Annotated in this window: 21 protein-coding genes; 11 read left to right on the forward strand and 10 right to left on the reverse strand. The window is 43.7% G+C overall.

Features of this window, described 5'->3' with window-relative positions:
• Both ACXJGZ_RS06805 and ACXJGZ_RS06810 read right to left on the reverse strand, forming a co-directional pair.
• Nucleotides 1–1,334: DEAD/DEAH box helicase (locus ACXJGZ_RS06805; RefSeq protein WP_456398745.1), on the reverse strand; the 1,334-nt coding region annotated here is incomplete at its 3' end.
• A gap of 104 nt (nucleotides 1,335–1,438) precedes the next feature.
• On the reverse strand, nucleotides 1,439–1,630 hold the full coding sequence (locus ACXJGZ_RS06810) for a PCNA-inhibitor (protein WP_293257042.1): 192 nt from the start codon (nucleotides 1,628–1,630) through the stop codon (nucleotides 1,439–1,441).
• Nucleotides 1,631–1,954: 324 nt separating this feature from the next.
• On the opposite strand from ACXJGZ_RS06810, the gene glmS reads away from it, so the two are divergent.
• Together glmS and ACXJGZ_RS06820 are read left to right on the forward strand one after the other, a co-directional pair.
• Nucleotides 1,955–3,763, forward strand: coding sequence for a glutamine--fructose-6-phosphate transaminase (isomerizing) (gene glmS / locus ACXJGZ_RS06815; protein WP_456398747.1), 1,809 nt, complete (start codon nucleotides 1,955–1,957; stop codon nucleotides 3,761–3,763).
• A 10-nt stretch (nucleotides 3,764–3,773) separates the two neighbouring features.
• Nucleotides 3,774–6,626 carry a peptide transporter gene (locus tag ACXJGZ_RS06820; protein ID WP_456398749.1) on the forward strand — a complete coding sequence of 951 codons (2,853 nt, stop codon included), beginning with the start codon at nucleotides 3,774–3,776 and terminating at the stop codon, nucleotides 6,624–6,626.
• Here ACXJGZ_RS06820 and ACXJGZ_RS06825 read toward each other — a convergent pair.
• Genes ACXJGZ_RS06825 through rbcL form a run of 4 tightly spaced genes read right to left on the reverse strand, consistent with a single transcriptional unit; the run spans nucleotide 6,623 to nucleotide 9,270 of the window.
• Nucleotides 6,623–7,018: a ParB N-terminal domain-containing protein gene (locus ACXJGZ_RS06825; protein ID WP_456320758.1), complete on the reverse strand. Its 396-nt coding sequence runs from the start codon at nucleotides 7,016–7,018 to the stop codon at nucleotides 6,623–6,625. The genes ACXJGZ_RS06820 and ACXJGZ_RS06825 overlap by 4 nt on opposite strands.
• The gene (locus tag ACXJGZ_RS06830; RefSeq protein ID WP_456320757.1) at nucleotides 7,015–7,689 is read right to left on the reverse strand and encodes a class I SAM-dependent methyltransferase; all 675 of its coding nucleotides are present in this window, start codon (nucleotides 7,687–7,689) and stop codon (nucleotides 7,015–7,017) included. Before ACXJGZ_RS06830 ends, ACXJGZ_RS06825 begins: the two co-directional genes overlap by 4 nt.
• Nucleotides 7,690–7,971: an MTH1187 family thiamine-binding protein gene (locus ACXJGZ_RS06835; RefSeq protein WP_293253973.1), complete on the reverse strand. Its 282-nt coding sequence runs from the start codon at nucleotides 7,969–7,971 to the stop codon at nucleotides 7,690–7,692.
• Between the two features lie 27 nt (nucleotides 7,972–7,998).
• Nucleotides 7,999–9,270: a type III ribulose-bisphosphate carboxylase gene (gene rbcL, locus ACXJGZ_RS06840; RefSeq protein WP_456320764.1), complete on the reverse strand. Its 1,272-nt coding sequence runs from the start codon at nucleotides 9,268–9,270 to the stop codon at nucleotides 7,999–8,001.
• A 336-nt stretch (nucleotides 9,271–9,606) separates the two neighbouring features.
• Between rbcL and hpkB the strand changes: the two genes are divergently transcribed.
• Nucleotides 9,607–9,810, forward strand: coding sequence for an archaeal histone HpkB (gene hpkB, locus ACXJGZ_RS06845; protein ID WP_048165294.1), 204 nt, complete (start codon nucleotides 9,607–9,609; stop codon nucleotides 9,808–9,810).
• Nucleotides 9,811–9,844: 34 nt separating this feature from the next.
• Here hpkB and ACXJGZ_RS06850 read toward each other — a convergent pair whose 3' ends face one another.
• Nucleotides 9,845–10,360, reverse strand: coding sequence for a metallophosphoesterase (locus ACXJGZ_RS06850; protein ID WP_293253979.1), 516 nt, complete (start codon nucleotides 10,358–10,360; stop codon nucleotides 9,845–9,847).
• A gap of 4 nt (nucleotides 10,361–10,364) precedes the next feature.
• On the reverse strand, nucleotides 10,365–10,928 hold the full coding sequence (locus ACXJGZ_RS06855) for an Era-like GTP-binding protein (RefSeq protein WP_456320763.1): 564 nt from the start codon (nucleotides 10,926–10,928) through the stop codon (nucleotides 10,365–10,367).
• A gap of 56 nt (nucleotides 10,929–10,984) precedes the next feature.
• Between ACXJGZ_RS06855 and ACXJGZ_RS06860 the strand changes: the two genes are divergently transcribed.
• The 4 genes from ACXJGZ_RS06860 to ACXJGZ_RS06875 all read left to right on the forward strand — a co-directional run bounded on the left by ACXJGZ_RS06860 (nucleotide 10,985) and on the right by ACXJGZ_RS06875 (nucleotide 14,093).
• Nucleotides 10,985–11,299 (forward strand): GTP-binding protein, encoded by a 315-nt coding sequence (locus ACXJGZ_RS06860; protein WP_456320756.1) that lies wholly within the window; start codon nucleotides 10,985–10,987, stop codon nucleotides 11,297–11,299.
• Between the two features lie 2 nt (nucleotides 11,300–11,301).
• Nucleotides 11,302–11,847 (forward strand): HD domain-containing protein, encoded by a 546-nt coding sequence (locus ACXJGZ_RS06865; RefSeq protein ID WP_456326325.1) that lies wholly within the window; start codon nucleotides 11,302–11,304, stop codon nucleotides 11,845–11,847.
• 137 nt (nucleotides 11,848–11,984) lie between these two features.
• Nucleotides 11,985–13,382 (forward strand): hypothetical protein, encoded by a 1,398-nt coding sequence (locus tag ACXJGZ_RS06870; RefSeq protein ID WP_456398753.1) that lies wholly within the window; start codon nucleotides 11,985–11,987, stop codon nucleotides 13,380–13,382.
• Nucleotides 13,383–13,448: 66 nt separating this feature from the next.
• Nucleotides 13,449–14,093 carry an alanyl-tRNA editing protein gene (locus ACXJGZ_RS06875; protein ID WP_293253105.1) on the forward strand — a complete coding sequence of 215 codons (645 nt, stop codon included), beginning with the start codon at nucleotides 13,449–13,451 and terminating at the stop codon, nucleotides 14,091–14,093.
• Here ACXJGZ_RS06875 and ACXJGZ_RS06880 read toward each other — a convergent pair.
• Complete coding sequence (locus ACXJGZ_RS06880; RefSeq protein ID WP_456398756.1) at nucleotides 14,090–15,214, reverse strand: aromatic amino acid transport family protein; 1,125 nt, start codon at nucleotides 15,212–15,214, stop codon at nucleotides 14,090–14,092. The genes ACXJGZ_RS06875 and ACXJGZ_RS06880 overlap by 4 nt on opposite strands.
• 95 nt (nucleotides 15,215–15,309) lie before the next feature.
• Nucleotides 15,310–16,344, reverse strand: coding sequence for a tungstate ABC transporter ATP-binding protein WtpC (gene wtpC / locus ACXJGZ_RS06885; protein WP_456321501.1), 1,035 nt, complete (start codon nucleotides 16,342–16,344; stop codon nucleotides 15,310–15,312).
• A gap of 163 nt (nucleotides 16,345–16,507) precedes the next feature.
• Here wtpC and ACXJGZ_RS06890 point away from each other — a divergent pair, with 163 nt between their 5' ends.
• From ACXJGZ_RS06890 to ACXJGZ_RS06905, 4 genes are all read left to right on the forward strand, one after another.
• Nucleotides 16,508–17,410, forward strand: coding sequence for a hypothetical protein (locus ACXJGZ_RS06890; RefSeq protein WP_456398758.1), 903 nt, complete (start codon nucleotides 16,508–16,510; stop codon nucleotides 17,408–17,410).
• A 144-nt stretch (nucleotides 17,411–17,554) separates the two neighbouring features.
• Entirely contained in the window at nucleotides 17,555–17,758 is a 204-nt protein-coding gene (locus ACXJGZ_RS06895) for a hypothetical protein (RefSeq protein WP_456321503.1), read from the forward strand.
• A 23-nt stretch (nucleotides 17,759–17,781) separates the two neighbouring features.
• Nucleotides 17,782–18,744: an AF_0692 family protein gene (locus tag ACXJGZ_RS06900; RefSeq protein WP_456398760.1), complete on the forward strand. Its 963-nt coding sequence runs from the start codon at nucleotides 17,782–17,784 to the stop codon at nucleotides 18,742–18,744.
• Between the two features lie 102 nt (nucleotides 18,745–18,846).
• The coding region (locus ACXJGZ_RS06905) for an antibiotic biosynthesis monooxygenase family protein (protein ID WP_456398762.1) at nucleotides 18,847–19,151 on the forward strand (305 nt) is incomplete at its 3' end.

The following is a 19,151-nucleotide window of genomic DNA, read 5'->3' on the forward strand; positions in this document are numbered from 1 at the left end:
AAGACAATGCTCTGCCCCTTGAATCCTTGAAGGGACTTTCTTACTGCTTCAGCCCTCACTAGCTGGGCAATATAATTCCATTTCTCTCCCTCACTCTTTGCAAGAATTATGTGCCTCTCAAGAGCACCAGGCCTCTCATCGTATATGACCACCTTTAAACCAAGCTCTTCGCCAAGCTTTCTGGCATTTCCTATGGTGGCACTCAATCCAAGAAACTGGGCATTGAGATAGAGCTTCCTCAGGCGAGCTATTAATCCATCCAGCCTCGGGCCGCGCTCCTCATCATCCAGCGTGTGAACTTCATCTATGATTATGGTTCCCACGTCCCCAATGCGTCTGCCCGCCCTGAGGAGAAAATCTACACCCTCATAGGTTCCCACAATTATATCCGCATTTATCCCAGTATCCACAACTACAAGTTCATCCTTTGTCCTAATACGGCTCATTCCCACCCTAATCGCAACTTTTAAGCCCAGTCTTGAGTATCTCCTTTTGAAGTCTTCGTACTTCTGATTTGCAAGCGCCACGAGAGGGACCAAGAAAAGCATTTTTTGTCCTTTCATGGCTCTCGGGATTCCAGCAAGCTCTCCTATCAGAGTTTTGCCGCTCGCCGTAGCCGACACTATTAAAAGATTCTCCCCATCCAAAAGCCCGTTTTGAATTGCCAAACTCTGAACTGGGAGAAGTTCACTAACTCCCTCACTCTTTAAAACCTCTTTCATTTCTCCGGGGATTTCAATATCATCCAGCGTGAGCCTCTTAACTCTAATATGCTTGGGTTTAAGCTCATCCCATCTCGTTATTTCAGGGTGCTGGACAGGATTAAAGCGAGGATCAAATGTCATCAAAACTTTATCCAGATCTTTAAATCTCCTGAGAAGCCTCTTAGCTTGATCAAACATTGCAATGCTCTTAAATCTAAACTTAAGTTCATATTTTAACTCCTCCTCTGCACAGCGCTCGCATATATATTCGTTATGGTGCTTTATGCGGTTCCCCTCGGTTAAAACGGTTATCCTTCCATTCATCAGGCAGAAACGGCATAATTCAGCCTTTTCTATCCTCTTCTTTTGAAGGCGTCTTCTGAAGTATTCCTCATATTCTTCACAGCCAATCAAAATTATCCGCGAAGTTCTTAGAAGCTTTTCAATTTCCTTTGGGTTCCGGTACTCGCTTCCCTCCAGAACCTTAAAGAGTCTTCCTTCCCTCATGATAAGTCTGTAGATCCTATCAGCCTTTAAATTCTCCATCTGAGAAACTTTTTCGGGTTCATTCTCAATGAAAAAAGCTTCAAGTTCACTCTTTTTTCTTCCTCTGCGAATGATGAACATCATTGTTAATCCCCTAGTTAACTTTTCAAGAGGGTTTATAAAGCTAACAACCTTTAGGGCTTTGTTGAACGTTCGTACACGGACAACACTTGGTTTGGAACTAAACATCATTCCTCAAGAATTCTGGCTCTCCTGATCTTCTTGGAACCTATACGGAGGGATTTAAAAAAGTTAACATGCTCCTCGGGTAAGAATGAATCCAGATTCGTATCCCTGAGCTTTTTCCTCTTTACCCTAGCTCCATCCTCTCTGCTCCTAGGCGCCCCGTTATTTAAGAACTCATCGAGGGTTTTGTCCATGATTCCACCAATATTCTGTGGAGGATAAAGGTATATAGACTTTTTGATTCAATCGAACGGAGAAGGGATTTCGTTTGTGAGAGTGAGGGGTTTAGACTTTTTGATGCTCTAATCCGCACGTTAATACATTATTGATGGAGCCACTTCCGTTGTCCTTATAGCATCCAATCGAACCCCAGCAATCCCCTGAAAGCATGCTAAACTATAAAAGAGCAAAAGCAAACATTGGAAGGCGTTGGAAAGCATAAAGTTAGACAGTTTTGCAGAAACCCTTTTAACGGATAATTCGTCTTTACTTATTAGGATAATAAGAGGGGATGCTGGATGTGCGGAATAATAGGGTACATAGGGGAAAGGAAAGCAAGTGAAGTCCTAATCGAGGGGTTGCGGAGGCTTGAATACAGGGGCTACGATTCCGTAGGTGTCGCGGTAAATAAAAAAGATGAGATCGAAATCAGAAAGGCTGCGGGAAGGATAGATGAGCTCAACGAGAAGCTTAAGTTCACGGAGATTGAGGGAAAAAGCGGAATAGCCCAGACGAGGTGGGCAACACACGGTGAACCCAATGATGCCAATGCACACCCCCACACGGACTGTTCAGGGGAAATAGCCCTCGTCCACAATGGTATCATCGAAAATTATCTCGAGCTCAAGGAAGAGCTCCTTGAAAAGGGGCACGAATTTAAGAGCGAAACGGATACTGAGGTTATAGCCCATCTGATAGAGGAGGAACTTAAGAAGAACAGGAGCTTTGAAGAGGCCCTCAGAAAAGCCCTGTTAAAACTAAAAGGATCCTTTGCCCTGGCTATAATCTACTCGAAGGATAAGGAGCATTTATATTTCGTGAGAAATGAAAGCCCCCTCGTGCTTGGTGTTGGAGATGGAGAGATGTTTGCTGCCTCAGATGTCCCCGCTTTTCTCGCCTATACGAATAAAGTTGTCTTTCTTGATGATGGTGAATACGCCATTTTGAGCAGGGATTCTTTTACGGTTAAGGATATCAAAACAGGAAAAGAGAAAAAGAAAGAAATTAAGGAGATTGAATGGACTCTCGAAATGGCGGAAAAACAAGGATATCCCCATTTCATGCTCAAGGAAATCTATGAACAGCCTCAGGCTGTAAGGGATGCGATATATGGGAATGCCGGAAGTATAGATCAGATCGCCCGGGAAATTGCCGCCTACGATAAAATATTCATAGTTGCCATGGGAACCTCCTACCACGCAGCACTCTATGGAAAATACCTTCTCCAGAGGCTGGCCGGAAAGGTTCCCATTGTTGAGGAAGCAAGCGAGTTTAGGTATGAGGCAGGGAATCTGATTGACGAGAGAACGCTGATAATTGCAATAACCCAGAGCGGGGAAACCGCAGATACTCTGGCGGCAATAAAGCTCGCCAAGGAAAAGGGCGCCAAAGTCCTCAGCATAGTTAACGTCGTTGGGAGCATGGCAACCCGGCTGAGCGATTTGGTGATCTACACCCATGCCGGCCCCGAGATAGGGGTTGCCGCAACCAAAACGTACACCACACAGCTCACGGTTCTGGCAATGCTCGCCATAGCTTTGGGGAAGCAACTAAAGAGCGGAGAAAGTGCGTATCTAACCAAACTCAATAAGGAGCTCCAAAGGGTTCCTGATCTCATAGAGGAAGTTCTAAAACACGAAAGTTCGCTTAAAGACCTTGCCGAAGTTCTCAAAGATAAAAGAGACTTCTTCTACATAGGAAGGGGAGTGAGTGTTCCAACGGCTTTTGAAGGTGCTCTGAAGCTCAAAGAGATAAGCTATATACATGCAGAGGGGCTATCCGCAGGAGAACTAAAGCATGGCCCCCTCGCCCTCATTGAAGATGGAGTTCCCGTTGTCGCCATTGCTCCAAGCGGAAAGCTTTTAGAGAAGATGATATCCAATATCAAAGAAGTAAACGCCAGGCGGGGTTTGATAATAAGCCTCGGAAATAGTGAATCCCTGAGATCCGTTAGCGATATCTTCCTGGAAATGCCGGAAGTTGATGAGCTGCTGAGCCCAATAGTTTATGTGGTTCCCCTTCAGATACTGGCATATCACTTAGCTGTGCTGAGGGGCAATGACCCCGATAAACCGAGAAACCTCGCAAAGTCCGTTACCGTTGAATGAGGTGGTATATATGGTAAAAACGAAAATGAAAGAAAAGAAAAAGAAGGAGAAAAAGGAGAAGAAAGAGGGGTTTGAATATGAAAAAATTCTGAAGTTCGTTTTTCCCATCGTGGTGCTGATAACCGCATACATCGGGTACCATATAAGGATGCAGCCTTCATCCTACAAATACTTCATAGATCCCGACACTTTCTATCATTTTGAACTCTACAAGCTGACCCTAAGAGAGTGGATTCCAAAATACTATCTCTTCTCAGACGCTCCCTTTGGCTCCCTCGTGGGTGAACCGCGAGGTCTTTACATCTTGCCGGCACTGGCGTACAAGGTTCTCTCAATATTCGGGGTGAGTGCCTTCAAAGCCTTCAAGATGTTCCCACCACTGGTAGGCTTCTTCAGCATTCTCGGAGTATACTTTTTAGGTAAAAAGCTCCACAGTGAATGGACAGGGCTCTGGAGTGCTTTAATAATGATGTTCCTAACGGCAAGCTTTGTGAGAACATTTTCCGGGAACAACAGGGGAGACGGGCTCTTCATGATGCTCTTCCTCTTTGCAGCGGCTTCAATGTTCTACTATTTTGAAGAGCAGAAGAAGGTCTTAAAATACATGTACGGTGCGTTCTTCGTTGGATTTGGAGTTCTAAGCCTATCAGCCTGGAATGGTTCTCCTTTCGGATTAATGGTGCTTCTTGGATTTGGAGCATTAAATGCCATTGCGCTATTTGTGTTTGGAAAGATTGAGGAACTCAAAGCATTTGTCAGGGATTTCTATCCCGCCTATGCATTGATTTTGATCGTGGGATACGCATTGACGCCAAGCGGAATCGTAAGGGTTTCAGGGCATATAAGATTCGCCTTTGAAGCATTTATGGGATTATTCGCTCTAACCCTCGTGATGCTCTACGGCGAAAGGTTCAGGCTCAACTACGAGGATAGGCTCCACAGACTCGCCGTCGTCATAGCAATTGCTGCAATAGGTGTGGTGGGAGCACGTGTCTATGTGGGTCCAAAGATCTGGAGTTTGATGAGCGGTGCCTATCAATCCACCCAGGTTTATGAGACGGTGCAGGAGCTTGCAAAAACAACGATGAATGACATAAAGCTCTATTATGGCGTTAAAGGAAGCGATGGACTGATTTTCTTCCTTTCACTTGCAGGAATTGGCTTGGCAACATTTAAATTCTTCTACGACCTCCTAAGGGAGAACAGGGTAAATTCAAAGCTCCTGTTCCTCCTCACCTTCTACGGAATGTCCGTTTATTTAATGGGAACTGCGGTGAGGTTCCTGTTCCTTGCTTCAGCTGCCACCATACTAGCCTTTGCCTATTTAATTGGTGAAATATTCGAATACATACTCAGGATGGAGGAGAAGCCATCAACGAAGGCAATGTTTGCAGTCCTCCTCATACTCCTACTCGTGCCGATTCCCATAGTCGGTGCCGTTAATATGAACAATCAGGCAAAGAGGATGGGCGGATCCGTGAGCAAGAGCTGGGAGGAGACCCTTCTATGGCTCAAGAACAATACAAACGAGCTTGATACTGCAACCTCATGGTGGGATTATGGATACTGGATAGAGAGCTCCCTTCTGAGCAACAGGAGGGCGAGTGCGGATGGAGGTCACGCCAGGGATAGAGATCATATAATAGCCCAGTTCCTCGCCAATTCGGGGAATAAGAGTGAAGTCGACTTCGAGAGCTGGCAGCTCAACTACATGATCGTCTGGAATCAGGACATATACAAGTTCAATGCCATAAGCTATCTGGGAGGAGCGATAAGCAGAAACGAGAGAAGTCATATCTCAATGTTTCTGCCGTTCCAAAAGGTAGCCGATAACCTTTACATGCTAAATCAGAACACAAAGCTCGAGATTACAACAAAGGGAGGACAAAAGAAGGTTATCGTCACCATACCAACACAGAGCGGGCTCTCTCAGGGAGAACCCATCCAATCAATTTTTGTTAATACTGGAGAGGTTATTAAAGGAGCCGGGACATTCCCGTACGTGGCGTACATATTCCCGAGCTTTGCCTTCATAGCATACTACAAAATTTCAGGCAGCAACTTTGTTGATCTCGCATTCTTTGGTGGCTCACGCCTTCCAAACTTTAAACTGGTCCACAGCACGGGTGATTTAAATACCTATGAATTCCACCCATTTGCCCTCTACAGAATGGAGATTTATGAAAATAAAACCTGGAAGCCTATTTCAAAACTCGGCCCCGGAGAGTACAAAGCCAGACTCTATATATCCGCCTTTGGAAGGAATGTTAAAGATGCCATGATCAGGCTCAGGGCTTACAAAGATGGGAACTTGATCGACGATGAAATTATAGCGCAAAATGTGGACATTGACCATCTAAATGAGGAACCCCTTGAAGTTGACATAAAAGTACCAAATGCAACGAGATACGAGCTCGTTTTGATTCAAAAGGGCCCCGTTGGAGCGCTTACGGAGGCACCAAAGCTCGATGGTAAAATTATAAATCCAACCAGAGTGCTAAATGACGGTCAGAAAGGAGAACTCGAGCTCAAAGCCAAGTTCAGGAAGGATTATGGGGATGTAAGCCTCTACTTAAGGGCGACGGTAATTTACCTCGTAAGGACGCAGGGTACAAGCAACGATGATGAAAATGCCGTTTTCGAACCCCACATGGATATAATACATTACGAGAAGATTGCAGATAACCTGAAGACCACAAATAAGGAGATTACATTTAAGGGGAATGCAGAGTTCCCCAACATAATCAATCCCTACATTGAGGAGCTCGAGAAGAAGTACGGCGACAAACTAACGATCAGAGGAGTAAGAGTGGAACCCGTCTTTATCGCAGACAAGGAATACGTAATCTACACACAGGGTTAGCCTCTGACAATCTTTATGTCATCCAGACTTTTTAATTTCATTTTTTCTACACTTTCCTCAATTTTCATCTCCACGTCTCCCTTTGGTCTAAGTATTATGCACTCTGCTTGAGAGAAACCCAGCTTCCACAGAGCATAAGCGCGATGATGGCCGTCCAGAATATAATATTTTCCCCGATATTCCAGGATTATAGGAGGGGCATCATAGCCGTGCTTTATCTCCTGCAGAACCACGAGGAGCTTTACCTCATTGAGTTCCCATTGGGTGGGAACCAAAATATCCAAGCTCAGATACTGCATGGTCATTTCAAACTCCACGCCATAAATCCTCTCGTTCATCTCCTTCAGACACCTTGCCCTCTCGAAGGCTCTCTCACGGCTTATTAAAATCATTTTTTAATCCCCCTAACCGCTATAAATGCTCCAATTGACTTTAGACTTTCACTGAATTTTTGATCCATTCTTTCAGCAATGCCCAGGAAAGGCCAGAATGATGGAAAGAATATAATACCCCTGCTCTCGACATCTTGGAATCCCTGATTTATCAGAAGCTCTTCAAGCTCCCCCGGAGTGTAAAAACGGGCATATCTGTAGGCTGTCTCTACAAAGAGGCTCTTCAAGCGTTTGAAGAAGAACCACGAGCTTCTCCCATTCATCGTGCCTATGATTACCTCCCCACCAGGTTTTAAAACACGATGGATTTCCCTGATAGCCTTTTCAGGTTCCTCTAAAAATTCAAACATCGTAACGCTTAAAACCAGATCAAAGCTTTCATCACCGAAGGGAAGATCGTACGCACTTGCCCTTACGAAGTTTACATCCGGAAGCTTCTTTCTGGCAACCTCAAGCATATTCTCGCTTAAATCAACTCCAACAACATCAAACCCTCTTTTATAAAGCTCCACAGTATAGTTGCCGGTTCCACAACCTAGATCGAGGGCTTTCCCTCTTTTAGTCCGCATCATTGAGAAGATCAAACGCTTCTCAGTTCTATCTACGTAGCTTCCAGTTTTCGTCCGATACCATGAATCGTAACGGTCGGCAATCCTGTCGAAGTACTCCATTCACTTCCCCAGCTTGCTCTCTATCGTCAGGGCTTTATCAATCCTATCATCGATTTTGAGGCTTATAACAACCCTTTTTGCTCCCGCTCTAAAGATAGCCTCGTGGCATTTCTTAACAAGCCCTAAGATCTCATCGAGATTTCCTTCCACAACGGTGCCCATCGGGCAGACCATGTATTTCAAGCCGCTCTTTTCAATCTCTTTGATAACAGGTTCCAGATACTCTCCCACACTCGTGCCATCCGTACCCAAAGGAAACATACAAATCTCGGCCACAGGCATTTTAGATCCTCCAGATAAATTAAAGGGTCAAATGGGCTTTAGGTAGCCCCATTTATCCAGAGCCTTTTTAAGCTCCGGGCTCTCTTTGGCTTTCTCTTCCAGACTCTTCCCCTCGATCACAGCGTCTATTGAATCCCTTAAAGCTTTTGCTCCTGCCTTCGGGCCATCCGGATGACCCATCACGCCGCCACCCGCTTGTATGACCAGATCCTTTCCAAACAGCCTTATCAATTCCTCCATGAGTCCCGGATGAAGTCCTCCACTGGCAACGGGAAAGATGGGCTTGATATGCTCCCACGGGCTCAAAAGGAAGCCATTTATCTTCCTGACTTCCTCATACTTCCCTTCCATCTTCCCCACTGCAGTTCCCGTGTGTATCTCGTCAACACCTATCAAACGAGCACCTTTAGCCAAGGCATACATTGTTATTCCATGTTTCGGATTTTTGGTGAATGCAGCATGCATCGCCCTGTGTGCATGTATGGCCAGTTCAAGGTCTTCGGCAACTTCTCTCATAGTTTGAAGAGCCGCCCATCCGCTGACCACTATATCTATCATTATGAATTTTCCTCCATAGTCGGCAACGAGCTCTGCCCTTTCAATCATCTTATGAACCGGGCCCGTGATGTTTATCAAATACTCCTTCTTCTCGCCCGTTTCCCTTTCTACTCTTTCCTTAACCCTGTAAAGCTTTCTAACACGTTCTTCAAAGCGGTTAAACGGGAAACTCGTAAAATTCTCATCATCTTTGAGGAGATCTATACCTCCGCTCCAGAGCTCATAGGCAATTTCGGCATATTCATCAACGTTCCAACCCATCTTTGGCTTTGGAACCGTTGCTGTCAGAGGTCTCTCCTTAATTCCCATGAAGCTCCTTATCCCTCTCAGACCGTACTGGGGACCTTTGAAGTGTCTCAAATACTCGTATGGTGGATGAAAATCCAAGAAACGGAGAGTCTTAATTGCTTTCATTCCGAAAATGTTGCCTGCTATAGCGCTCATAAACTGAACAAAGCTTCCTTCTTCAAAAAGCGTTAGGGGATACGCTATCTTCGTGTAATAACCCTCTCCCGATGGCTCCAGATGAAAAACTCTTGCCATGCTCCTTTTTGCCATTTCGGGCATTTTCCACAGAGTAGTCCACGTTCCTATGCTGCTCTCACTCGCAATTCTCCCTGCAGCCTCTTCAGGGGATACTTTATAGGGCTCAAAGTAGAACTCAACCACGAGGTCATCCCTGCCCGGTTTGTAATCCAGATCCACAAAATCCATATACCACTCAATTTTCTCTTCGCTCATTTCCATTCCTCCTTTTTCCGCAGTATATATCATGTGCTTTCCCTCATATATAAGTATTTTTGGTCAAAGATGTGCAAAAATCCTCTTTGAAATGCCAGTTTAAGAGAGTATTTTTTGAAAATATGCCCGAACAGAGCCCCAATAAATATAAGTTGCCATGCCTAAAAATGTCCATCATTCCGTTGGCAACATTACTTTACAAAAACTCTCGACTATCACAGGGATAGAAGCGCAATATTTAGCTGAAAAGCCTCCATTTCCGAAAGGTTTATATATACCTTTGTTCATAAATTAGAGTGCAAAAACCCATTTAACAAATGTTAGGAGGTATGTGCTATGGCTGAGTTGCCAATTGCCCCAGTTGATAGATTGATTAGAAAGGCCGGTGCTCCAAGGGTTAGTGAGGAGGCCGCCAAAGTTTTAGCCGAGCACCTTGAGGACAAGGCTATGGAAATCGCTAAGAAGGCTGTCGAGCTTGCCCACCACGCAGGCAGGAAGACAGTCAAGGCCGAGGACATTAAGCTTGCCATCAAGCAGTGATTTCACTAAATCCTTTCTTTCTTTTCTCTATTATCTATGGATATTTCCATTGGGTTTCCCAGGGCTTAAAGATTTTAAATTTGAACTTCCTTCCATGGATTTCTCCTATTAAAAAGGTTGGATCACTCCGCCTTGGCACCGTTGGTGATCCCGGATTAAGGAGGATTATTCTCTGATTATTGAACTCAATCTCCTCATAATAAAACCGATGTGTGTGTCCGAATATGAGCAAATCAATCCCCATTTCGAGAGCTTTATACTTTAGAGTTTGAGAGTCCAAAGAGAGGAACTGATGCCCATGGATAATTCCTACTTTAAGACCTTCTAATTCGAGAATTTTCTCCTCAGGAAAAAATGCTCTATCTAAATTTCCTCTAACTACAAAAGTGGGTGCCAGTTCTTCAAAAACTCTCTTTAAATCGGGAGAGGTTAAATCTCCAGTATGTAGAATTAGCTCTACATGCTCTTTTTCAAAGACGTCAAATATTAAATCTGGCAAATATGAGGTTTTATCCGGATAATGTGTATCACCGATGATACCTATTTTCATATACTCACCTCCGGGTGTACTGTGAATAATATGCCAATGCTTCAAGTAAATCATTGAACCCTTCAAAAGTAACGAGTGAGAGGGGAATTGCATCCTGCTCAAGTCTCTTTTTTACGAGCTCCCTGATTTTTTTCACCTGCTCATCAGGTACCAAATCAATTTTGTTTATGACAACTATAATGGGCTTCTCATACCTAAATTTGAGCAGATGATGGAGCTTCTCCATCCCTCTGTGGAGCCCCTGCTGGGCATCTATCATATGGATAACAACGTCTGAAGATGCAATCTCACCCAGTATGCTCTTAAACTTCTCTTCACTTAGAACTTTACCTCTAAGCTCCATTTTTGGGTCAAAGAGGCCCGCAGTATCAATTAAGACAATCTCATCTGCCCCTCCAAATGGATTTTTCATGCTCTTGGGAATTTTTACCTTTCCAAAGGCTCTCTTTATAATTCCCTTCGTAGTCCCGGGAATAGGTGATGTTTCGGAGAGGGATTTACCTAACAAGGTGTTCAAAAGGGTGCTCTTACCCACGTTTTCTGCTCCGATAATCGCAACCTTTATCACGATCTTCACCCTTATTTATTTAGCACAAACCCGTTAAAACTTTGTAGGTGGTGGGGATGCCCAAACGTGTGAAGTTTAACCATGGATATTATTATGTTGTGACACCCCAAGAACTCCAAGAAAACCATATGAAAGGTAAAAAAGTTGTTATAGAAGGGATAATTGAGGATAAACCCTTAATTGAGTTCCTGCCAATGGAACTTCCAAGTTATAGAACCACATTCCATGTAGATGGGTTGAGGGTGGAATTCTCCGGGACGCCTTATGTCAAAAAAGGAGACCAGGTCAAAGTTTATGGACGATTTATCGGGCACAGCATAGTTGCAAGGGCAATAGAAACCGAAGAAGCCCTTTTCACCACGGAGGAATGATGATGTTAGAACTGCTTTTAAGTGCGGGAAACCTGAAAAAACTTCCCAGAACGGGATGGCTCCTTAGAGGGATTCCAAATCCCGAGAGCGTTGCCGATCATTCCTATCGTGTTTCTTTGATAACACTCCTTCTGGCTGATTCCCTTAGGGATAAGGGTTTTGAGATCAATGTTGAGAAAGCATTGAAAATTTCCATCCTGCATGACCTGGGAGAGAGCAAGATAACCGATTTGCCTCTGGAGGCACAGAGGTATGTGGATAAGAAGAAAGCCGAAAAGAAGGCTATGATGGAGCTATTCCTCGGACTGGATAAGGGACTTGAATACTACAAGCTCTTTGAAGAATATATGGAGGAGAGCAGCATTGAGGGAAAGCTCGTTAAATTTGCGGATAAGCTTGAAATGTTAATTCAAGCCTGCGAGTACAAGAAAGCAGGTTTTAAAGGTCTAGATGAGTTCTGGAGTGTCTTGAACTACTTAAAGGCAAGTGAATTTTATCCGTACTTTAAAGAACTTGTGGATAACTTAGAAAAGCATTACCCAGGATGATACCGTTAGGGTCCCTGTAAAAAGAGACTAAAACTAAACCCATGCCACAATTATCCTAACGATATCACCAGGATTGAGGGATAAGCTTAAATAGACATTTCTCAACTTTCACATGTCACGAATTTGGAGGTGCGATCATGAGAAAGATTTTAGCAGGTTTTTTAATAATAAGCCTGTTCTTGGGAATAGGTTTTGCAAAGGCAGACTATTCGGAAAAGTTTGAAGGAGATTATAAGATAGATGAAAGTGGAAATGCAAATGTTACGTTCATAACAACCTGGCTGGCTCCCGAGGATTTAATTAACCAGAGCAAGGAATATGTACGCAATGTGAGTGTGGAAAATGCAACGAAAGTCATGCTCTCTGCAGAGTTGAGGAGCCTCAAGAACAGCGGTATCAACCTTGAGAATGCAACTCTTGAACTCAAAAATTATGATAATGACCAGCCCCTAAAGAAGATAGTCAGAGGAGTTGCAGTCGGTTTTTCAAAGTACTACTCATATGATGACGTGTGGGAGTTTAGTATAGATGCACTCAGGCTGTTTGAGCTAAGCAATCTCCAGCTGGGCTCTCTCACTGAGACCATAGAGTTTGAGAACTATTATAAAATCGAACTTCCACAGGGGGTGCAGGTTCTAGAGGCTCCGAAGAGCTTCACCTCAGAAGCTGGAAATAGCAAGATAAGCATTGAAACAAAAGTAAATGGAAACATTATTGAAATACACTCATACATTAAAATCGCTGCAAACGAGAGCAGGGAAAACCTTCAAACGATTTTCAGCAACATCACAATCCCGAAGATCACATACAAAGGCATTAAAGGAAATGAAGTATTCTCCGAGTGGAAGGCTATAAGGACGTCAAGGATAACCGTCCATGACGATTACATAGAGCTCAACAACACTGAGAAATATTTGAGTCCAGCGGATTATCTCTTTTACCTGAGACTTCAGATAATGCAGCTCGGAGTCGAAAATGCAACCCAGATGATAAAGCAAAACACGATCAACCAATACGCCCAGCAGGGCATCAAAGTGAGAGATGGAAGTGTTAAGATCCTGGGTCTCGAAAACACGAGCAACCCTCTCGAGATAGACAGCTACTGGGCTCTCGAGAACTACACAAAAAAGAACGACACCGACATATATGAGTATCCTTATAACCCAACGCTTGGATTGAAGGGCATGAACTTCGAAGGGAGACTAACAGACCAAGTAAACCAAACAGCCAGGGTTGAGTTCATACTTCCGGAAAATGGGAAGTTCGTTGAAGTTCCCCAAGAGATAAACAAAGAACTCAATGGCAACAGGGTTGTTTTAAAGGTGACCCAGGAAGGCAACAAGCTCGTGCTTGAAAGCACAGTATTCTTGAGATACGGGACTCCAAGGGAGGATTTTGAAAAGCTGATGAGTGACATACCGGATCAGGTGGTAGTGGGTTATTCTTTAGAGAGCAAAAAAGCAGGCGTATGCGGTCCTGGAATAATATTGGGATTTGCTCTTCTACCCTTACTTGGCATCAGGAAGAGGAAGTGATTCTTCCCTCTTTTATTTTCGATAGTGATTTATATCTAAACGTTCAGAATTTTTTTGGTGAATAAAATGACGAGGAAGCTTTACTATGAAGACACATATTTGAAGGAAGCTAGAGCAAAGATTGTCGATATAAAAGAGAACGCACTCCTTTTGGATCAAACAATTTTCTATCCAACGGGAGGAGGACAGCCTCACGATGAAGGAACAATAAATGGCGTGAAGGTTTTGGACGTGTACAAGGACGAAGAGGGAGACGTATGGCACGTTGTTGAAGACCCAAGCAAGTTTAAAGTTGGAGAGGAAGTAGAGCTCAAAATAGACTGGGAGTATCGCTACAAACTCATGCGCATACACTCCTCAATGCATCTCATGGATCACGTGCTCAACGAGGTTCTTGGGAAAGGAACATGGGAACTTTATGGAAGCGGAATGAGCGTGGAAAAGGGCAGATACGACATAGTTTACCCCGAAAACCTCAACAAGTTCAAGGAGCAGATGATAGAGCTCTTTAACCGCCTTGTAGATGAAGGCGGTGAGATGAAGATATGGTGGGAAGGAGAGAAGAGAATGACGCAGATAAGGGATTTTGAGGTCCTCCCCTGTGGTGGAACGCATGTGAGGGACATAAATGAAATAGGGCACATCAAAAAGCTGAAGCGCTCAAGTATCGGAAAAGGAAAGCAAAGACTCGAGATCTGGCTTGAAGATTAAACCATGGAGAATATTGAATAGACAAGGACTAGAAGGAATAATAACCCTGAGAGGTATGCAAAGCCATGATGTAAGGGCAGATGAAGCTCCTCGCATGTTCTTTTTATTTTCAGATACATTAACGTAGGGAGTATTCCTGCATACAATAATCCACCAAATGTCCCTGCTATCCAGAGAGCACTTACAAAACTTTCCATTCCCAAAAAGTAGAACAAAAGGGGAGGAATAACTGTTAAAAGCCACGCTTTTCCTTTATCTATCCTAAACACCTCTTTTATATTATCCATCTGGGAAAGTCCTATCCCTATATAACTTGTACATATCGCGGCAAGAGGGAGCAAAAGTCCCAGCATTCTCCCAAGTCCACCATAAAACCTTTCCAAAGCAGATGTTGCGAGCTCAGGCGTGTCTAAACCCAGTGCTCCCACAAATGCAAAGACAAAAAATGCATAAAACATCATTGGGAGGATATATCCTATAAAAAGAGCTCTTGTAGTTTTTTTAATATCTTCAAGCCCCTTGAGCATTTCAGGAACCACCATATGGCTGACATATGCAAAAACAGCGACTCCAATACTCCTCGTGATTGCAGAGCTATTCAAATAACTCAGATTTGAAACATTAACCTTAGGCATCATGAGAATGATTGAAAATGCCAGCGCCCCCAGGAGAATGAAATTTAGGAGGAGCTCTGCCTCTCCCGATGCCTTAAGCCCCATCAAAATAACCGTACTCATAAGCAACCAGAAGAGGAGGGCACCTATCTTTGGGTTCAAACCAAAGAGGGAGGAAAGAATATCCGCACTTCCCGCTATGTAGGCTATCAGTGCCCCGTAGGCAAGCACGGAGATGCTCAAAAACATTAAAATTCCACCAGCTTTTCCCAGATGCTTCTCAGCAAGCTTTGAGAGGCTTCCTCCTCCACTCTGCGCTGCCACTTCAAGGACAAAGAGAGCGGTTAGGAGAGTTAACAAGCCGGTGATAATGACAATTAAAACCCCTAATAAAACCCCCTCATCTTTTAGTGCATATGGCAAGCCTAACACACCTGCACCAATCTGAGTTCCGACAAGGATTGCACTCGCTTCAGCCAGTGTGAGCTTTCTCACATCCCCCACCATCTATGAAGAATTCCTCATGGATATAAAAGCCTTGCTATATGTAAAGTTAATACCATTGAAAATCAAAAAAATGCATTAAAGAACACATGAATGCATTAAAACACATGGACTGCAGTTGCCTTAAAGCTCACATAAACATCCTTTCCCTCCTCAATCCCCAGCTCCACGAGGGAGGAACGTGTGATAAATGCCCTGAGCTCAAGATTTCCTATTTTAAGGGTGAGCCTGACAAGAGCTCCCAGATCTTCAATTGCCTTAATCTCGGCTTTAAATTCATTTCTAGCAGAGCTTTTCAATGCTTCCTTTGAAATTACTATATCTTCGGGTCTTATCCCCACTCTAACTCTTCCCCTAGTTTCTCTAGGAAGTTCTATCAGCACGCCATTTGCCTTTAAAACCCTGCCGCTTGCTTCACCTTCGATTATATTCTCGAAACCCAAGAATTGGGCAACTTTCTCGTTTTTGGGCTTTCCAAAGACCTCTTTGATGCTTCCCACCTGAATCAAACTACCATTGAGCATGACCCCAATCCTATCTCCAAGACTAACGGCTTCCTCAAATGAATGCGTGACATGAAGTGCCGTAATTTTCAGCTCTTTTCTCCAGCGCTTCATCTCCTGTATTAACTTGCTCCTGCTCTGAACATCAAGGTTTGCAAAGGGCTCATCTAAGAGGAGAAGCTTCGGATTCAGGATAAGGGCCCTCCCTATCGCAACCCTCTGTGCTTCCCCACCGCTTAAAGTTTTTGGCTTCCTGTGAAGGAGGTGAGAAATTCCAAGGATTTCAGCCAGCTCCTTCACCCGCCTTTTAATTTCCTCTCCCGGCACTTTTCGTAGCTTAAGACCATATGCAATATTGTCAAAAACTGTTAGGTGGGGGAAAAGAGCATAGTTCTGAGGAATATATGCTAATCCCCTCTTCTCGGGAGGAAAATCGGTTATATCAACACCTTCCATTAGAATCCTGCCTTCATCAGGGATAAAAATACCCGCAATGACCTCAAGAAGGAGCGTCTTCCCTGCTCCGCTTGGTCCGAGGATTATGAAGTAGTCTCCTCCTTCGACTTCAAAGCTTATGTTCTTGAGCCTGAATTCCTTCCATTCCTTGCTCACATTTTCAACACTCAGCATATTCCAACATATTTTTGCAAACTTAAAGCATTTTCGCCTCCAAGGGGAGGTTGTTAGGGTAATTGTGGTGGGCTGGCAATTGTGTGGATGACATTCTCCTTCTAACGGTATCCTAAGGGAAGACATTTATACATGAGAAATGTAAAATAATCTGGTGAAACTTATGAAGTACAGCAGACTGGCTGTGGATATATTAAAAACCGAAGAGCAGACCATTTACTATGACCCGGTTTATCATGGCAGAACTCTAAAAGTCTTTGGGATCGATGACGATCCATCCAACTTTCTGGCATATGTGGGAGGGAAATTCCTAGAAAAGGACTATGGATTGATATTCTTTGACACCCGGGGAAAGTTTTCAAAGGAAATCTTTGACACGGTGATAAAAATAGAGGATAGGAAACCGGCGGGTCTGGATCCTATAAAAATGGTCAAAGAGAGTATAATGAGCGATTTTTTCGCTGCGGCAACGATAATCCAGACAGTATATGGGCTGGATAGCGCGCTCACAAACAAGCTCTATGCAGATATTCTCAAGGGCAAGATTAACAGTGTTCAAGAAGCCGCTGCATCCAAGGAGACATATGGAGAGGTAATACGGGAGAGTTATACCTCCCTCGATGAAATCCTCTTCAAGGGAGAACCTCCCACACTTGGAAGAAATGTCCTCATTGACTTTGGCAACGCTCACAATGCATACCTCGCAGGAATAGCCTTTCTCATAATTTCAGCTGCAGTAAAGGATAGGAGGCGTGTCCTTATTGGGATTGACGATGCTGCCGTCCTGTTTTACACAACACCCGGAAGTGCTGCAATTCCTCTATTAACCCAGCCATCGAAAAGAAGGGTAACGGTTTTGGGAACTCGTTACACCGCGGATAGTGTCCTTAAGATTCCAGGTCCAGCGCTTTTGCTCTACACCGATCCCGATATTCAAACTTATATATATGATTCCAACAATGTCCCTCCGGGAGAACTAAGGAAGCATGTCCTTAAGGGCGAAGGCGCTTTCATATGGAGAACCACGCAGACCATAAACGTGGAGGGAGGTGAGCTGCCTTTTTAACTTTCTAATCGGTACTGTTGGATAAGAGGAGCATGTCCTGTAAAAGAGGATAAAACCGCCCTTTTGCTGGGCATACTAGATTATCCTAGCAGTATCTTCCAATACCTGCCAAAATCCTTAAAACAACCAATTATATAGTATTCCATGGCGAGTTTAATGCGTAGCTCCCTCCCCGATCAAAAAACTATAGAAAATTCCGAAAGAATCGCAAAAACAAAGCAGAAGGTATTTTTACATGAAAGTAGGGAGCTTAGAGACTACTCAAAACTTGAAACAGCAATTGTGATAATCTTTGGATTAATTGCCATAGGTTTTGTGCTCTTCGTACTGAGCAATTACTTAATGTGAAACTGGCGGGTTGTGGAGGTGAAATGGTGAGAAGGGCCTTTTTCTGGCTGATCATTGCTTCATTCTCGGCTTTCTTTGGTGAGGTTACGATAGGAGCAACTCTTTATCCTTTCTTTACTTTTTGGGGACTAGTTGTAATTCTTCCCCTCTATGGACTCCACACTCTAATTTTAGGCTCAGTTGTTTACCGCTTTGGGAAACCAAGATTCGAAACACTCTACTTAGCAGGTGTTATCTTTGGACTCTACGAGGCATACATAACCAAAGTCGTGTGGAATCCCGAGTGGGAGTCGCCAATTCACGTTGGAGGCATAGGCATCTTTGAGGTTCTTGTAATAGTGCTCTTCTGGCACCCATTTATGTCTTTTATACTCCCTATCGGTGTTGCTGAACTGCGAACATCTAAAAGGAAGGTGCTACCCAGCACACTACTCAAAAGACCCTACCTTTTTGCCTTTATATTTGGGATGCTCGAAAGCTCCAACTCTCCATCACCATTTGCATCTTTCACATCCGCAGTGAGTACGCTTGGAGTTATTCTCCTTTTAATCTGCATTTGGAGGCAAAAATTCGATAGAGACGATGATATGGAAGGACTTCTTCCTACAAAGAGGGAGCTTAGGTTTTTAATTCCCATGTTGTTGTTATACTACGTGGTTCTGGGCTTTGGGACAAATCGAGCGACGATACCGGGAATAGGGCCTCAAGCTGTCATCTGGTTACTCTATGCTTTGACATTCTATTTAATCTGCAGAGCACTGAAGAGGTCAAAGAGAGAGGATATAGAAAGAGTTGAGTATGAGCTTGATTTTTATCGACTGTTTATCTTCTCTCTCATTTTCACGATCTCAGCAGTGCTGTTCTCAATCCTTAAAGTGCAATTTCATGAGCTTAAGCTCATCATACTCGCCGTTCTTTGGCTTGTGGGAAGCGGTATAGGGATAATCAGCTTCTTGAAAAGTGCTAAATGGACATTGAAAGCATGATTGGATGATAAAATCATCAGAACTCCAATTTATCAATCCCATTATTTGAATGCACAATGTTCATATACCATGAGTGCCTATAAAGTAAAGAGAGGTGATATTTTGGCAATTATGAGGTTGTGGCACGGGAGAGTTCCTATTGAGAAAGCAGATGATTACGAGAGGTTCTTGATTGAAAGAGCAGTGCCGGATTATAGCTCCGTTGATGGTTTGCTAAAACTATATTTCACGCGAAAAGAGGAGGGCAAAGTGGCTCATTTCCTTCTCATAACCATCTGGAACTCAATGGAGTCAATTAAAAAGTTTGCATGCCCGAACTCGCAAAGTATTATCCAGAAGACGATGAATTTCTGCTGGAAAAGGAGAAATATGTCTCCATGTACCGGATATTTTATGAGAAGTGAGCA

It is taken from the genome of Palaeococcus sp. (in: euryarchaeotes) (genome assembly GCF_053987695.1).

Bases quoted from the DNA above. Each gene is read 5' to 3' on its own strand.
- ACXJGZ_RS06895 (WP_456321503.1), top strand. From the start codon at position 17,555: ATGGCGAGTTTAATGCGTAGCTCCCTCCCCGATCAAAAAACTATAGAA.
- ACXJGZ_RS06850 (WP_293253979.1), bottom strand. From the start codon at position 10,360: ATGAAAATAGGTATCATCGGTGATACACATTATCCGGATAAAACCTCA.
- ACXJGZ_RS06865 (WP_456326325.1), top strand. From the start codon at position 11,302: ATGTTAGAACTGCTTTTAAGTGCGGGAAACCTGAAAAAACTTCCCAGA.
- ACXJGZ_RS06830 (WP_456320757.1), bottom strand. From the start codon at position 7,689: ATGGAGTACTTCGACAGGATTGCCGACCGTTACGATTCATGGTATCGG.
- ACXJGZ_RS06870 (WP_456398753.1), top strand. From the start codon at position 11,985: ATGAGAAAGATTTTAGCAGGTTTTTTAATAATAAGCCTGTTCTTGGGA.
- ACXJGZ_RS06825 (WP_456320758.1), bottom strand. From the start codon at position 7,018: ATGATTTTAATAAGCCGTGAGAGAGCCTTCGAGAGGGCAAGGTGTCTG.
- ACXJGZ_RS06900 (WP_456398760.1), top strand. From the start codon at position 17,782: ATGGTGAGAAGGGCCTTTTTCTGGCTGATCATTGCTTCATTCTCGGCT.
- ACXJGZ_RS06860 (WP_456320756.1), top strand. From the start codon at position 10,985: ATGCCCAAACGTGTGAAGTTTAACCATGGATATTATTATGTTGTGACA.
- glmS (WP_456398747.1), top strand. From the start codon at position 1,955: ATGTGCGGAATAATAGGGTACATAGGGGAAAGGAAAGCAAGTGAAGTC.
- ACXJGZ_RS06835 (WP_293253973.1), bottom strand. From the start codon at position 7,971: ATGCCTGTGGCCGAGATTTGTATGTTTCCTTTGGGTACGGATGGCACG.
- ACXJGZ_RS06880 (WP_456398756.1), bottom strand. From the start codon at position 15,214: ATGGTGGGGGATGTGAGAAAGCTCACACTGGCTGAAGCGAGTGCAATC.
- wtpC (WP_456321501.1), bottom strand. From the start codon at position 16,344: ATGCTGAGTGTTGAAAATGTGAGCAAGGAATGGAAGGAATTCAGGCTC.
- ACXJGZ_RS06890 (WP_456398758.1), top strand. From the start codon at position 16,508: ATGAAGTACAGCAGACTGGCTGTGGATATATTAAAAACCGAAGAGCAG.
- hpkB (WP_048165294.1), top strand. From the start codon at position 9,607: ATGGCTGAGTTGCCAATTGCCCCAGTTGATAGATTGATTAGAAAGGCC.
- ACXJGZ_RS06875 (WP_293253105.1), top strand. From the start codon at position 13,449: ATGACGAGGAAGCTTTACTATGAAGACACATATTTGAAGGAAGCTAGA.
- ACXJGZ_RS06820 (WP_456398749.1), top strand. From the start codon at position 3,774: ATGGTAAAAACGAAAATGAAAGAAAAGAAAAAGAAGGAGAAAAAGGAG.
- rbcL (WP_456320764.1), bottom strand. From the start codon at position 9,270: ATGAGCGAAGAGAAAATTGAGTGGTATATGGATTTTGTGGATCTGGAT.
- ACXJGZ_RS06810 (WP_293257042.1), bottom strand. From the start codon at position 1,630: ATGGACAAAACCCTCGATGAGTTCTTAAATAACGGGGCGCCTAGGAGC.